Here is a 14,539-nt window from a genome sequence, read left to right on the forward strand (position 1 = left end):
TGTTGCAACACCTCCCCCGAGGGGAGGATCAATCAGGGTGTTTATCAGAGATGCTTCGCTCGAGCTCTTCCAGCTCGGCTTCGCCATCAATGCGCACGCCCCCGCGGGTCACCAGATGCATCTCTGTCTTGACCCCGTCAGGGCGCTTGATTTTGTCGGTGATCTTGAGCGCCACGTTCTCCTTGGTGCGCCCCATCTTGGCGTGGAAGGTGGGCAGATCCTCCACAAAGACCAGCAGGTTCTCCGGCATCTCCACCGGGATGATGTCCCCGGGTCTGAGCTCCATCAGCTCACGCAAGGAGAGCTCGGTCTCCAGCAGCTTGGCCTTGAGCTCCACCTTGACGTCCATGATCTCGTCGCGCAGGGCCTTGCTCCAGCGCACGTCGGTATCCCCCTTGTCGCTCTGCACCCCCGCATCCAGCAGTTCGCGGATGGGTTCCAGCATGGAGTAGGGCATGGCCACGTGGAAGTCACCGCCGCCGCCGTCCAGCTCGATGTGGAAGGAGCTCACCACGATCACCTCGGTGGGGCTGACGATGTTCGCCATGGCCGGGTTCACTTCGGAGTCGAGGTATTCAAAGCCCACGTCCATCACCGGCGCCCAGGCATCCTTGTAGTCCTCGAACACCAGCTTGAGCAGCATCTGGATGATGCGCCGCTCGGTGGGGGTGAACTCGCGCCCCTCGATCTTGGCGTGGTAGCGGCCATCACCGCCAAAGAAGTTCTCCACCAGGATGAAGACGAGCCGCGCCTCCATGGTGATGAGCGCCGTCCCCTTGAGGGGGCGGAAACGCACCATGTTCAGGCTGGTGGGCACGAACAGGGTGTGGACATATTCGCCGAACTTGAGCATCTGCACGCCGTTGATGGAGACCTCGGCGGTGCGCCGCATCATGTTGAACAGGCTGATGCGCATGTGGCGGGCAAACCGTTCGTTCACCAGCTCCAGGGTCGGCATGCGGCCGCGGACGATGCGGTCCTGGGAGGAGAAGTCGAACTGGGCGATCCCGGGATCCCCGGCTGCTCCCAGCTCCTCCTCCTCGACATCGTCGACGCCGTGCAGCAGGGCATCAATCTCGTCTTGACTTAACAGATCGCTCACGCTTCACCTTTCATTGCATGACAAAGCCGGTAAACAGCACTTGTTCGATTACGGGAGAAGAGACCAGGTCGTTCAGCACCCGGCGGCACTCTTCCAGCGAATCCTGACGCAGCTTCTCCTTGCCCTCGAAGGTCATCAGCTGTTCGGCGGTCGCCGAGCTGAAGACCCGCAGCAAGGTGCCTTCGATCAGGGGAATGTTCTGTTTGGCCAGGGTTTCGTCGGCGGTGCCGCGCACCATCAGCTGGATCTTGATCTGCACCAGCCGATCCCGCTGGCCTCCCGCCACGTTGAACACGAAGGGACGGGGCATGCCCACATAGAGCGAGGGCTGGGGCGTGTTCGCCTCAGGCTTGGCCTCGCTCTTTTCGGCAGCGGGCTCATCCCCACCGGCGAGCATGAACCAGGCGCCGGCGCCGCCCCCGCCAAGGAGCACGACGGCCAGGGCGACTATCATGATCAGCTTCTTTTTCTTGCCTGCCGCCGGATCCTTCAGCGTCAGTTCGTTATCGTCTGCCATCCCTTGTCCACCCTAGTCTCAAACTTGTTCGGTATCATAAACTTACTTAAGAATGCATCAAGCATAGAAATCGATTCCGGCATCGTTTGCCGATTCCACCAGCAGCGTGAGGTTGCGAGCGCTCCCCTCGGCCTCTCTGCCATCGCTGCCGCCGCCATTTCCCCCCTGTCGCCCCTGGTCACCGAAACCGGACTGACCCTGGGAGGATGACTGCCCCTGCTGCTGGAAGGCTTGCTGCTGCGCCTGTTGTTGCACCACGGTCTGGCCGAGCTGGATCCCCTGCCCTGCCAGCATGTCGCGCAGGCGCGGCATGGCCTGCTCCAGCATCTCACGGGTCTGGCCATGCTGCACCACGAAGTGCACGCTGGCCTGGCTGGAGGCATCCATCTGGATTTGGATCTTCATCTTGCCAAGCCCCAGGGGGTCTAGCTGGATCTCCGCCTGTTGCAGCTTGTCCGCCAGCATCAGGTTCACCTTGTGGTGCAGCTGCTCGGGGGCCTCAGGGGTCGCCAGCTTGAGGTGGGGCAGGCTCTGAGGTTCCCGTCTGACGGTCGACTCGGCCAGCGGTCGGTTCTCGCCAACCTGGCTCTGTGCCTGATGCAAAGGCTGGCTCCCCTCGGCGGGTTCACTGCCCTTGACCTCCATCCCCGACTGTTTGCCCAGCTCTTCGAGCCGGGACTTGTCCACCGCGGGCTTCACCGACACGGCAACGCCGGCGGCCACCACGGGGGCGCTCTCCATCTGGTCCAGGCCTGCCGAGAGGGCCGTCAGGGGGGCCTGTGCCCCCTGGGATTCGTGACGGGCCAGGATCTGCGGCGCCGCCTGGACTGGGGCCGGGTCCTCCGTCGTCACGGGCTGGCTGCTCCCTGCATTCGCTACAGGCTCGGCCCCTGCACGGGCTCCCTGCCCGCTCGCGGCCTCGGCCTGTCTGGCCTCACCGGCGACAGGGGCGTCCTTCTCTGCCCCTGCCGCCGTCGCGGGCGGGACGGACTCCAGTGTGGCCGCAGGGGCCGGCCCCTGCGCCACCGTCCGGATCACGCCATCGCCATAGGCGCTGGTGGCACGGGAAGCGGTTGCCCCCTGTCCGGCCGACGCCAGGGGATTGGTCACCCGTGCCTCTTGCGATGAGTCAGCCCGGGTGACAGTGGGAGCCTGGGCGTTTTCTCCTGCCACCACCTTGGCGAGCAGGGCGGCACGCTCCTGACCCGAGAGAGGGGGCTCGGCCCCCTTGGCATCCGGCTCCGCTCCCTTCCCTGCCATGGGCTGGCGGGTCGCTCCGCCCTGGTCGGCCACGGCAGCGTCATCGGCCAAGGGGGGCTCTTCCGCCCCCAGCGGCAGAGCCCCCTGACCGCTCGGCACGGCGCTGGCGCCTTGGGCCGCACCGGGGATGGCTTTCGTTTTGTTCCCTTCATGCTGACGCTCTGGCGCCATCTGCGGCAGGGAGGCGCTCCCCTCTGCCGCCTCCACGCCCTCTGCCAACCCCACGTCCTCTGCCATTCCCACCCCCTCTGCCATCCCAGGCGCAGCGGCGCCAGGCGGCAAGGGGTTGCCGTCCACAGGCGCCGCCGCCTCACCGGCCATGGCGGGCGATGTCGGGGGCACCACCAGGCTCACATCCTGGCGCAGGGAGGCTTGCAACTGTTGCAGGAAGTCGTCGGGAGGCAGCTCGCCCTCGTCGTCCGCCCCCTTCAAGGAAGACGCAGACTCGGTGGCGGGCTCGTCAGACGCCAAAGATTTGGCAGCCGGAGCAAGCCCCTCCCGGGCGCCCTCGGCGGGGCCCTGTAGTGGTGGATTGCCCTGACTGGCTGGCGCCTTGCCCATCAGCTGGGCCATGGCCATGGCTTGCGAGAAGGCGGCCTTGCCCTCGCCTGACGGCTGCACGCCCCCTTCGCCCCCGACGGTGGGAGCCAGCAGGGTGGCGCTGCCATCGGCAGAAGGCGCCTGGGGGAGAGTGCTAATCAAGGGGGTCTGTATCATGCTGGGATCCCTGACGACGATTCGGTGACGGCCGCACGTGCGGTCATGGCTTGGCCCATCGGCCTCGCATGACCGGAAGAAAGCAAATTACAGGCCAGATTGGTGATAACGACGCAGGATGGCGTAGTCATCCAGCATCTTCTGCTCCTGGCGCTGGGCCTTCTGGCGCACCTTGTCCGCCTTCTTCTCCAGCAGCAGCTCGACCGCCTTGCGCCGCTGCTGGGCTTCGAGCCACTGGGTGCGGCACTCGGCCAGTGCCTCGCGCACCTGCAACACCCCTTGGTACTGCTGGGTCGCCGCGTTTTCGAGCTTGTTGATGAAGGCGTGATACTGGCTGTTCTGCTGGGGGCTGATCCCCTGCAGACCGCGCTCCGTCCACTGCTGGTGGTAGATCTGGCGATACTGGTTGAGGGCGTTTTGCTGATCCATGAACAGCTTGAGATCCTGCTGGGCCTTGGCCAGCGCCATGGCGGCCTGCTGTTCGGCCTCCTCCAGCCGACTCGCCAGCAACGTCAATCCTTTACTCATAAGGGCTCTCCACCGGTCAACGCATCAGGGGCATGGCCACCAGTTGCAGGGATTGCAGGCCTTCATCGTAGTGAATGACCTCGCGCATTTTCTGCTGCAAGAACTGATCCAGATAGGGTTTCTGGATGATGGCCCGGTCGATGCGCGGATCCGATCCCTGGCTGTAGGCGCCGATAGTGATGAGGTCCCGGTTCTGCTGGTAGAGGGAGTAGAACTGCTTGAAGGTGCGCGCCAGCTCCATGTGCTCCGGTGAGGTCACCATGGGCATGACCCGGCTGATGGATTTTTCGATGTCGATGGCCGGATAGTGGCCCGCATCCGCCAGCTCCCGCGCCAGCACGATGTGGCCGTCGAGGATGGCCCGGGCCGCGTCGGCGATGGGATCCTGCAGATCGTCCCCCTCCGTCAGCACGGTGAAAAAGGCGGTGATGGAGCCCTGGCCGTCGCTGCCGTTGCCGGCCCGCTCCACCAGCGCCGGCAATTTGGCAAACACCGAGGGGGGATAGCCCTTGGTGGCCGGCGGCTCCCCCACCGCCAGTGCAATTTCCCGCTGTGCCTGGGCGTAGCGGGTGAGGGAGTCCATCAGCAGCAGCACGTTGAGCCCCTGCTCGCGGAAATACTCGGCGATGGCGAGCGCCGTCTCGCACCCCTTGAGGCGCATCAGCGGCGAGGCATCGGCAGGGGCGGCCACCACCACGGCGCGCTCGCGCCCCTCGGCGCCGAGGATCTCCTCGATGAACTCCTTCACCTCCCGGCCCCGCTCGCCGATGAGGCCCACCACGACGACATCCGCCACCGAGCCCCGGGTCATCATGCCAAGCAGCACGGATTTGCCGACACCGGAGCCGGCGAACAGCCCCATTCGCTGACCCCGGCCCACGGTGAGCACGGCATTGATGGCCCGTACCCCCACGTCCATGGGTTGATGGATGGGGCGACGGGCCAGGGGATTGATGCGGTGCTGGGCGAACTGCACCGTCTGGGACGAGAGGATGGGGCCGAGCCCGTCCAGGGGCTGGCCGATACCGTCGATGACCCGGCCAAGCAGACTCATGCCCACCGGAATGCCGTGATCTTCGGTGACGGGCACCACCCGGGCGCCGGGAATAACCCCCTTGAGCTGCTCGCTCGGCATCAAGAACAGGCGATCCCCGGCAAACCCCACCACCTCGGCCTCCAGGGCCCCATCCTGGGTATCGATGCGGCACAGGGAGCCGATGGCGGCGCGGCAGCCAATGGCTTCCAGGGTCAACCCCACCACCCGGGTGAGCTTGCCCGCCACCGGCGGTATGGGGGCCTGCTCGCGAACCCGGTAGCCTTTAAGCCGATCAAGAAGGGATGCCGTCATGTCGCCTCCGACGATGGGTGCCTGATGATGCCGTCAGCAGGGCGCTGCACGACGGGTTCGAACCGGGCCATGGCTCAGCTCGCGTTGTCACGCAGGAAATTGCGCAGCAGCTGATCGATGCGCCCGGAGAGGGTAAGATCGATGCTGGAAAGCTCGGTGGCCAGTTGCAGATCGCCGGGGGAGAAGGTGGGCTCGCTTTGCAGCCGCCAGTGGCGCCTGGCGCACTCCTCGGCGCCAAAAGCGGCCTCTACCCGGGTCACGTCCTCCGGGTGCAGCATCAGGGTGACCCCCTGCTCGGCGGCAGGGAGCAGGGCCAACCCCTGCTTGAGGGCCTCCAGCAGCAGCGTGGGGGAGGTTTGCGCCTCATGGCGGATGAGGGCGCGGGCGAGCTGTTGCACCAGGGCGATGAGCTGCTGCTCCACCGCCTCGTCCATCTCGCCAAGGGGAGTGGCCAGGCGTGAGACCAGGGCTTGCCAGCGGGCTATCTCCAGCTCCACCTGCTCCCGCCCCATAGCGAGTCCCTCTTCCCTGCCCTGCTCCAGCCCGGCCTGGTGGCCCTGCTGCAAGCCTTCGAGCTTGCCCTCTTCCAGTCCCTTGGCAAAACCGGCCTCGCGCCCATCGCGCATCCCCTCTTCCCAGGCGGCCTGACGAATCGCCTCCACCTCTTCGGCGGTGATGCTGGGGGCGGGTTCTTCGGGTTGTTCTTCCGGCAGGGCCGCATCGGCCTGCTCCTGACGATACCAGTCAGGAGCCAGCCCCAGGGCATTGGTCTCGACCTCGGCTTCGGTCTCCATCTCTGGCCAGCCCCAGGTCTCAATCTGCGCCGTGTCGGACTCGGGCCTCAGATAGCCGCGCAGTTTGCTGTTCTTGTCATTCATGTGCCGAAGAGACTCCTATCGAGGGCCGGGTACAGGGGCCGACATCATCGCACATTCCATGGCCCATGGCTTAGAGGAACTCTTCGCCACCACCCGCCCCCAGCATGATCTCGCCCGCATCCGCCAGGCGGCGCGCCGTGGAGAGGATCTCCTTCTGGGCGGCCTCCACCTCGGAGACCCGGATCGGCCCCATGGCCTCGAGGTCGTCCGCCAGCATCTCGGCGGCCCGCTTGGACATGTTCTTGAATACTTTTTCCCGCATCTGGTCGTCCGACCCCTTGAGGGCCCGTTGCAGCAGATCCCCGGGCACTTCCCGCAACAGGGTCTGGATGCCCCGATCGTCCACGTCGATGAGGTTTTCGAACACGAACATCAGATCCTGGATCTGCTGGCTCATCTCCTCGTCCGACTCGCGGATGGAGTCCATCAGCTGCCCTTCGATGTTGGTGTCCAGGTAGTTCATGATGTTGGCCGCCGCCTTCAGGCCGCCCATCTTGGCCGCCTGGGCACCGGCTGCACCGGCGAACTGTTTCTCCATGATGTCGTTGAGCTCCTGCAGCGCCGCCGGTTGCACCTCTTCGAGGTTGGCAATGCGCATCACCAGATCCAGGCGCACCTGCTCCGGGAACTGGCTCAGGATCTCGGCGGACTGCTCCGGCTCCAGATAGGAGAGGACGATGGTCTGGATCTGCGGGTGCTCGTTCTGGATGATGCTGGCCACCTGGCGGGCATCCATCCACTTGAGGGAGTCGAGGCCGCGGGCACCTGACCCCAGGATGATCTGATCCACCAGGTTGCTGGCCTTGTCCTCCCCGAGCGCCGCCACCAGGGCCTTGCGCACGAAGTCTTCACTGCCGATGCCGATGTTGGTGTACTTCTGGATGTCGTCGATAAATTGACGATGCACCGCCGCCACCCGATCGTGGCTGAAATCCGACATGGAGGCCATGGACATGCCGAGCCGCTGCACCTGCTTGGGCTCGAGGTGGCGGAAGATCTGGGCCGCGTCCTCCTCGTTGAGGCTCAGCATCAGTACCGCCGCCATCTCCATGCCCCCCATCTGATCCAGGATCAGGCGCTGGCTTTCGGTGATGTCGTTGCCGGTGACCTGGCTTTTATTCTCTTCAGGCATCTTTGGTTACCCATTCTTTGATGACCTGGGCGGCCAGGTCAGGTTCGTTCGCTACCAGGGCGCGCACGGCCTTGAGCAGATCCTCGTCACGGTGCAGGTCAGGCAGCTTGAGCTGACCATCCCGCAGACCGAATACCGGTTCGGCCTCGGCCTGGGCGGCCAGCAGGCTCAGTTCGTCGTCGCCACCCAGCACGGTGTGGTTGTCGAAATCCAGCTCCCCTTCCGGCTTGGCGTCCGGGTAGAGCAGGCGTTTGAGCATGGGTCGCACCACGGTGACGATGAGCACTATGATGACCAGCACGGAGGCGGCGATGCGCACCGCGCGCCAGAACCAGGGCTGCTCGTAGAGGGGAATGTCGGCCACGGTCTCGAGTTCCGGGCGGTTGAACGGAATGGCGACCACCTCCAGGGTATCCCCCCGGGTCACGTCAAAGCCCAGACCGCCGCTCAGCAGACGGCGCAGGGTATCGAGTTCGGCCTGGCTGCGGGCTTCCCGGGTCACGGCACCGTCGGCGCCGGGGATGGCCTTGTAATCCACCGCCACCGACACCGTCATGCGGCGAATGCCGCCCTGCTGGCGCCGGATGTGGCTGACGGTGGTATCCAGTTCGAAGTTGCGGGTCGCTTCCTTGCGGGAACGGCCGGAAGAGGCGGTTCCTTCCCCGCCGGCGGCCTGCTCGGGAATGTTGGACGCGGCGGGCGGCTGGTTGGAGAGGGCGCCGGGCACCCCGCCGTTGCTGCCGCTGGCGCTGTTCTCTTCCATGGTCATTTCGGAGCGCACCGCCGGCAGGTCCGGGTTGTAGGTCTTGCGGGTCTGTTCCTGCTGGGAGAAGTCGAGGGAGAGATCCACCTCCGCCGTATAGTTGTCGGCCCCCAGCACCGGGATCAGGATGGCGTCAATTTTTTGTTTGTATTCGAGCTCCTGCTTCTGCTGCATCGCAAACTCCTTGCGGGTCTGGGCAGAGAGGGGATCCTGGGAGCCGGAGTTGAGCAGGCGACCGTTCTGGTCGGTCACGGTGACGCGGGTCGGCTCCAGACCGTGAACGGCGGAGGCGACCATGTCGACGATGGAGTCCACCTCACCCTGGCCCAGGGCGTTGCCCTTGAGGCTCAGGACCACGGTGGCGCTGGGCTTGCGTTCGTTGCGGGCGAACACGTTGTCTTTCGGGATGGCCAGCAGCACCTGGGCCTTGGCGACGTTCTGGAACTGCTCGATGGCGCTCGCCAGCTGGCGCTCGCGGCTCAGTTTCAGGCGCTCGCTCTCCATGCGCTGGCTGACGCCGAAGCTGGAGTCCTTGAGCAGGATGGCTTCGCCGTCGTTGCTGGCGTCGCTGTTGTTGGCCAGACCGGCGCGGGTCAGGCGCAACCGGATATCCGCATAGTTTTCGGCACTGACCAGCACGCTCTTGCCATCCACCTGATAGGGGATCTTCTGCTGATCCAGGTAATCCAGAGTGGAGACCAGCTCCTGGGTGGTGAAGGTGCCGAGGGGACGCATCTCCGGCTCCTTGCCCCACAAGAGGATGAAGACAGCGATGGCCAGACAGATGGTCAGCCCCAGGATCAGGGTGATCTGGCGCAACACATCGGTGTTGGACAGGAAGCCCAGCGCCGAGCTCTTCTGCTCGTGCTCGTCGAGGGCGGCCGCCCCCTCGTTGTTGATCAGCAGATCGCCGTTTTGATCAGTTGCCACGGTTTATGTCCTTGTTGCTGACATCTTCATGATGATCGGTCGCCATGGGCCCGAGTTACACCGGCATGTTCATGATGGTCTTGTAGGCATCGACCATCTTGTTGCGCACCTGCACCGTCGCCTCGAAAGCGATGGAGGATTTCTGGCCGGCGATCATCACCTGGGAGAGATCCACCGACTTGTCGCCGAGATCGAAGCGGGTACGCAGATCGTTGGCGGTGCCCTGCAACTCGTTGACGTTGTCCAGGGCCTGTTGCAGCATCTGGCCGAAATCCGAGCTGACCGGACGACCGGGCTGGGTCAACGGCGTGGCACCGGCTTCCACCTTGAGGGCCTGCATCTCTTGCATCAGGCTGCTTGCGCTAATTTCCATCTTCCCTTCCCAGACAAATCATTGACACTGACTGGCTTGAAGCAATAAAGGTGCCAACCAGAGCGAGATCTCGAGATCAGGGATAAAAGCGGGGCGCGATCAGGCCGGCGGGCACCGGCCATCCGGGGATCAGGTCGCAGATCCGGGGGGATCGCCCAGCCGCCGCCGCAGATAGATGCTCTGCTTGTCCCACTCCCGGCGGTGGGCAGCCATCCGATCCTGCTCGGCCTCATGGGTCATCTTGCTCTCCTGGTCGCCGGACTCTGTGCGGCGCCCATGAAAAAGAGGGCCCAAGGCCCTCTTTTTACTGCAAGTCCCGACAAGTAAACAGAGTGCGCCTCGGTCTCCTCCAAGAAAAAACGAGTCAGATCGGCAGGGATCACTTGTTCAGGTCATCATCCAGCCAATACTTGGAGCCCGAGATGTTGGCGTCAAGCAACAGCCCCTTCTCGCCAATCTGGTAGATGGCCATGCCGCCATTGTACTTGGCGGTGAGCTCGGCGCTCTCCTTGCCCGCCACGGCGCCCACCTCGGAGGTGGCTTCCCACCCCTTGCTGACGAAGGCATCGAACCTCGCCTTGTCTTCGAACAGGATCACCTGCTGGTAGAACTTGCCGCCGATCCCGGCCGCGAGACCGGCACCGAACATCTTCATGTAGGTGTGCTTGCCACTGGTGCGATTGACGGCCACTCCGGCCCCCTGATTGGTGTGGATCATCAGGGAGAACTTGCGCGAGTCGAACACCGCATAGCCATAAGCCTTGTCAAACAGCAACTTGGCCGAGGGCTGCTCGTTGAACAGCCGCACCAGGGCGGTATCGGCCATGGTATCGAGGGCGGTTCTCGCCTCCTCCGGGGTCTTGGGCTCGAGCATGGTGTCGAGCTTCTTGTCGGCGGCGGTCAGCCACTCCTTGCCGGTGGCCGCGCTCTCTGCCGTCCAGGCCCCCGCCTTGTTGTAGGCCTCGGCCCCCCAGCTGGACACCGACTCCCAGGTCTCCTTGGAAAAATCGGTGATCCCCTTCCACGCCTCCTTGCTGGTATCGCTCACCGCGGTACCGAGGTCGGAGGCGGCCTCCTTCAGCTTTGCCCAGTCGGCCAGACCGGGGGTTGAGGCCAGCGCCAGTGCCGTGGCTATCACCAGGAATCGAATCTTCATTGTTTCCACCCTCTGTGATGAGTCGAAGGTCACAGTAGCAGATCTGGCGCCTGCCCGTTAAGGGCATCCCCCCGGCGCGGGTCAGACGCTGACGCGCAGGGGCTCAACGAAGCCGTTTACCCTGACCGTCCACCACCTGCTCGCCATCCTCCTTGGCAAACGCCCCTTGCTGCGGGTCAGGCAGGATATCGAGCACCACCTCCGACGGGCGGCACAGCCGGGTGCCGAGGGGGGTGACCACGATGGGCCGGTTGATGAGGATGGGGTGGGTCAGCATGGCGTCGATCAGTTCGTCATCGCTGAAGCGATCTTCTGCCAGCCCCAGTGCCTCGTAGGGGGGCACGTTCTTTCGCAGCAGATCGCGCACCGGCATGCCCATGGCGGCGATCAGGGCCACCAGCTCGTCGCGGGAGGGTGGTGTCTCCAGATAGTGAATGATGGTGGGCTCCACACCGCTGTTGCGAATCAGCGCGAGGGTGTTGCGGGAGGTGCCGCACTCTGGATTGTGATAGAGGGTGATTGCACTCATTTGCCTGTCTCTCATGACTCAAGTGAATAGAAATGGGTTAGTGGCCATCCGTTAGCGCCTTAGTCCCGCCTCGTACCAGGGTTTGCTGGCGTTGACCACGCGCACCACCAGCAGCATGACCGGCACCTCGATGAGCACCCCGACCACGGTGGCGAGCGCCGCGCCCGAATGAAAGCCGAACAGGCTGATGGCGGCGGCCACCGCCAGCTCGAAGAAGTTGGAGGCCCCGATCAGGGCGGAAGGGCAGGCCACCGAGTGCTTCTCCCCCACCTTGCGGTTGAGCCAGTAGGCGAGCCCGGAGTTGAACAGCACCTGGATCAGGATGGGCACCGCCAGGAGGGCGATGACCAGCGGCTGCTCGATGATGGCGTTGCCTTGGAAGGCGAACAGCAGCACCAGGGTGAGCAGCAGGGCCGCCACCGACCAGGGCTGGATGCGGGTCATGACGCCGTCAAAATGGGCCTGCCCCTTTCTCAGCAAGGCCTTGCGCAGCAGCTGGGCGAGGATGACGGGGATGACGATGTAGAGCACCACCGAGGTGAGCAGGGTATCCCAGGGCACGACTATGCTGGAGACCCCGAGCAGCAGCGCCACCAGCGGAGCAAAAGCAAACACCATGATGAGGTCGTTCACCGCCACCTGCGACAGGGTGAAGTAGGGATCGCCGTTGGTGAGGCGACTCCAGACAAACACCATGGCGGTGCAGGGGGCCGCTGCCAGCAGGATGAGGCCCGCCACGTAGCTGTCCAGCTGATCCGCCGGCAGCCAGTCGGCAAACAGCACGCGGATGAAGAGCCAGCCGAGGAAGGCCATGGAGAAGGGCTTGACCAGCCAGTTGATGAAGAGGGTGACCCCAATCCCCTTGAGGTGCCCCCTCACCTGATGCAGGGCGCCAAAATCTATCTTGAGCAGCATGGGGATGATCATCACCCAGATAAGCAGCCCCACCGGCAGGTTGACCCTGGCCACCTCCATGGCGCCGATGGCCTTGAAGAGACTCGGCAACCCCTGCCCCAGACCAATGCCCACCAGGATGCAGAGGGCGACCCAGGCGGTCAGATAACGTTCAAAAAAGCCGATGGCAGGGGCTGCCTTGGCCTCACAGCTTGCAGACATGATGACTCCCGGTGCGATCCACGCTCGCACCCCAGGTTGAATAGATGAATGACACGGCACATGGGCATCGACAGCCCTGGCCCGTTACGACTCGCCGCAGCAGGGCGACGGCCCCTCGGCGCGGGAAGCGCTGCCGGGCCCGGCGGGCAGCAGGCCGCACGCCTCGGGATGACCGGCGCAGCATTCCTCGGTGAGGTAGGCGATCACTCCCAGCATCAGGGGGATGTTGGCGCGGTAGCGCAGAAAGCGCCCCTCCTGCTCCACCGACAAGAGACCGGCGTTGAGCATCCCCTTGAGGTGAAACGAGAGGGTATTGGGGGCGATGTCGAGCTCGCCGGCCAGCTCCCCCGCGACCCGCCCCTTCAGCCCGGCCTTGACCAGCAGCCGCCACACCTCGAGCCGGATGCCGGAAGCCAGCGATTCAAAGACCTTGGTGGCCGTCTCTTTGTTCATGGGTCTCCCCCCTTGGATGCTTCATTTCAACTATACAAGAATTATTGAAATGATCAAAGTGCCACCACCGAGCCGACATCGCGACGGGACGGGCCGCCAGAGGCGCCGCCCCGGCCATGTCGTGCCCGCCAGCGGCCTCATGTCAGTCATACGGCTAATATCTGGCCTCTTTTTATAAGGCACTCTTATGACCTTACCCCGGACAATCCTCCCGTTGGCCGCCCCGCTCACCGCGGCGCCCTGCCCCGCCGCAAAGCCGCAATGCCGCAGAACAACCCCCGGCGCCGGATGCACCAAAAGGCGATGAAACGAGAGGGCCCCAGGGCCCCGCCATCAGATGACGGGGCCTGGGGAATCCGGGAGAAACCGGGGAGGAGAGAGGGGGGCGCAATCAGGTGATCACGGGATCCCGATATTGCCGGTGGATGGCACAAAACGCCTCCCGGCTTTGCAGCGCCGCCGCGACGCAGACAGGGTCGAACTGGCTGCCGGCATGGGTCTTGAGGTATTCAAAGGCCGTTTCGAGGGGCCAGGCCTGCTTGTAGGGACGCTCGCTGGTGAGGGCGTCAAACACATCCGCCACCGCGACGATGCGGGCTTCCAGGGGGATCGCCTCCCCCGCCAGTCCTTCCGGGTAGCCCTGACCGTCGAAACGCTCGTGGTGGTAGGCGATGATGTTCTTCAGCATGTCGGTGTGATGGATGCCGTCCAGGCCGAACTCGCGGATCATCAGGGCGATCATCTCCCGCCCCTTGAAGGGGTGGGTCTTCATCACCCCGTACTCCTCGGCCGTGAGCTTGCCCGGCTTGAGCAGGATGGCGTCGGGCACCGCAATCTTGCCGATATCATGCAGCTCGGAGAAGAGGTGAATGAACTCCACCTCCTCGTCACTCAAGGGGTAATGGGCCGCCACCTCCCGGGCGATGAGCCGCGAATAGGCCGACATCCGGTGCAGGTGATTGGCGGTCTCCTCGTCCCGGTAGCGGCTGAACTCCCGCACCGTGGTCAGAGCCCCGTTCAGGGTCTGGATGGAGAAGAACTCCACCGCGATGATGGCCGCCAGGATCTGGGCATAGGCCGCCAGCTCACCGCAAATGGCGCCATCGAAGTAACCGGGCTCTTTGGCATCGCAAAACAGAAAGCCGAACAAGCGACTGTTGAGCAGCAGCGGCTCGGTATAGCTCGACGCGTAACCGGCCGCCAGCACTTTGCGGCTGTGCTCGGAGGGGGAGCCCAGCAGGGAATCCAGGGTATCGAGCACCCTGGGCTGCTGGTGCTCGGCCAGGTAGCGCAGGGAAGGCACCTCGCTCAGCCTGACCTCGTACTGCAACAGCGGCGAGCCCCGTCCGTGCTGTGGGCAAAGGTCTTGAGCTGGTCCGTCTGCGGGTCGTAGATGGCGATCGCCACCCGGCTCAACTTGTCAAACCGCTGCCTGAGGGTGGCGTGCACGTTCTGCACTTTCTCACCAAATGAACTCTCCATCCCGCACATCCTTCTGATAGGCCTGTTGGGAGTATAGTGACACCCGTTTTGCCCCTCCTGCCAAATGGTGACGGCGCACAGGGATCGTGATCCCGCCCGCACTGGCGACGGCCCCCTCCCTGCCCGTGGTCATGTCACGCCCGCCCCACCCCGCGTCCCCGGGCAAAGAGATTGTTCGCTTCCGACGTGTCGGCTGTATAGTTTTTGGTTAGCCATTCCGGTAAAATCCGCGCCCTTGAATAAGAGCCACCTAAG

13 protein-coding genes and 1 pseudogene are annotated in these 14,539 nt (G+C 64.3%); all 14 read right to left on the minus strand.

Annotation, left to right across the window (positions count from 1 at the left end; all coding sequences use genetic code 11):
• Positions 1-28 precede the first annotated feature (28 nt).
• The 14 genes and pseudogenes from fliM to ACPW74_RS13560 all read right to left on the minus strand — a co-directional run bounded on the left by fliM (position 29) and on the right by ACPW74_RS13560 (position 14,284).
• Positions 29-1,102, minus strand: coding sequence for a flagellar motor switch protein FliM (gene fliM, locus ACPW74_RS13495; RefSeq protein WP_010673923.1), 1,074 nt, complete (start codon positions 1,100-1,102; stop codon positions 29-31).
• A 10-nt stretch (positions 1,103-1,112) separates the two neighbouring features.
• Positions 1,113-1,619 (minus strand): flagellar basal body-associated protein FliL, encoded by a 507-nt coding sequence (gene fliL, locus ACPW74_RS13500; protein WP_010673922.1) that lies wholly within the window; start codon positions 1,617-1,619, stop codon positions 1,113-1,115.
• 57 nt (positions 1,620-1,676) lie between these two features.
• Positions 1,677-3,596, minus strand: coding sequence for a flagellar hook-length control protein FliK (locus ACPW74_RS13505; protein ID WP_319892691.1), 1,920 nt, complete (start codon positions 3,594-3,596; stop codon positions 1,677-1,679).
• Positions 3,597-3,683: 87 nt separating this feature from the next.
• Entirely contained in the window at positions 3,684-4,124 is a 441-nt protein-coding gene (gene fliJ, locus ACPW74_RS13510) for a flagellar export protein FliJ (protein ID WP_039039911.1), read from the minus strand.
• 16 nt (positions 4,125-4,140) lie between these two features.
• Positions 4,141-5,472 carry a flagellar protein export ATPase FliI gene (fliI, locus tag ACPW74_RS13515; RefSeq protein ID WP_290435406.1) on the minus strand — a complete coding sequence of 444 codons (1,332 nt, stop codon included), beginning with the start codon at positions 5,470-5,472 and terminating at the stop codon, positions 4,141-4,143.
• Positions 5,473-5,546: 74 nt separating this feature from the next.
• Positions 5,547-6,350 carry a flagellar assembly protein FliH gene (gene fliH / locus ACPW74_RS13520; protein ID WP_042878970.1) on the minus strand — a complete coding sequence of 268 codons (804 nt, stop codon included), beginning with the start codon at positions 6,348-6,350 and terminating at the stop codon, positions 5,547-5,549.
• A 70-nt stretch (positions 6,351-6,420) separates the two neighbouring features.
• Entirely contained in the window at positions 6,421-7,482 is a 1,062-nt protein-coding gene (gene fliG, locus ACPW74_RS13525) for a flagellar motor switch protein FliG (protein ID WP_010673917.1), read from the minus strand.
• Complete coding sequence (gene fliF, locus ACPW74_RS13530) at positions 7,475-9,175, minus strand: flagellar basal-body MS-ring/collar protein FliF (protein ID WP_041212623.1); 1,701 nt, start codon at positions 9,173-9,175, stop codon at positions 7,475-7,477. The genes fliG and fliF overlap by 8 nt, the downstream gene beginning before the upstream one ends.
• A gap of 55 nt (positions 9,176-9,230) precedes the next feature.
• Positions 9,231-9,548: a flagellar hook-basal body complex protein FliE gene (fliE, locus tag ACPW74_RS13535; RefSeq protein WP_029314161.1), complete on the minus strand. Its 318-nt coding sequence runs from the start codon at positions 9,546-9,548 to the stop codon at positions 9,231-9,233.
• 379 nt (positions 9,549-9,927) lie between these two features.
• Positions 9,928-10,704: a beta cell expansion factor BefA gene (befA, locus tag ACPW74_RS13540; RefSeq protein WP_052815838.1), complete on the minus strand. Its 777-nt coding sequence runs from the start codon at positions 10,702-10,704 to the stop codon at positions 9,928-9,930.
• A gap of 103 nt (positions 10,705-10,807) precedes the next feature.
• Positions 10,808-11,233, minus strand: coding sequence for a glutaredoxin-dependent arsenate reductase (arsC, locus tag ACPW74_RS13545; protein WP_102948474.1), 426 nt, complete (start codon positions 11,231-11,233; stop codon positions 10,808-10,810).
• Positions 11,234-11,284: 51 nt separating this feature from the next.
• Entirely contained in the window at positions 11,285-12,349 is a 1,065-nt protein-coding gene (gene arsB / locus ACPW74_RS13550) for an ACR3 family arsenite efflux transporter (RefSeq protein WP_010673911.1), read from the minus strand.
• Positions 12,350-12,433: 84 nt separating this feature from the next.
• A complete protein-coding gene (locus ACPW74_RS13555) occupies positions 12,434-12,802 on the minus strand; it encodes an ArsR/SmtB family transcription factor (protein ID WP_041212620.1) in 369 nt (122 codons plus the stop codon).
• Between the two features lie 391 nt (positions 12,803-13,193).
• A pseudogene (locus ACPW74_RS13560) lies at positions 13,194-14,284 on the minus strand (HD domain-containing phosphohydrolase).
• Positions 14,285-14,539 lie beyond the last annotated feature (255 nt).

This window comes from Aeromonas sp. INTO2, assembly GCF_049860605.1.
In the GTDB taxonomy this organism is placed as follows: domain Bacteria; phylum Pseudomonadota; class Gammaproteobacteria; order Enterobacterales; family Aeromonadaceae; genus Aeromonas; species Aeromonas caviae.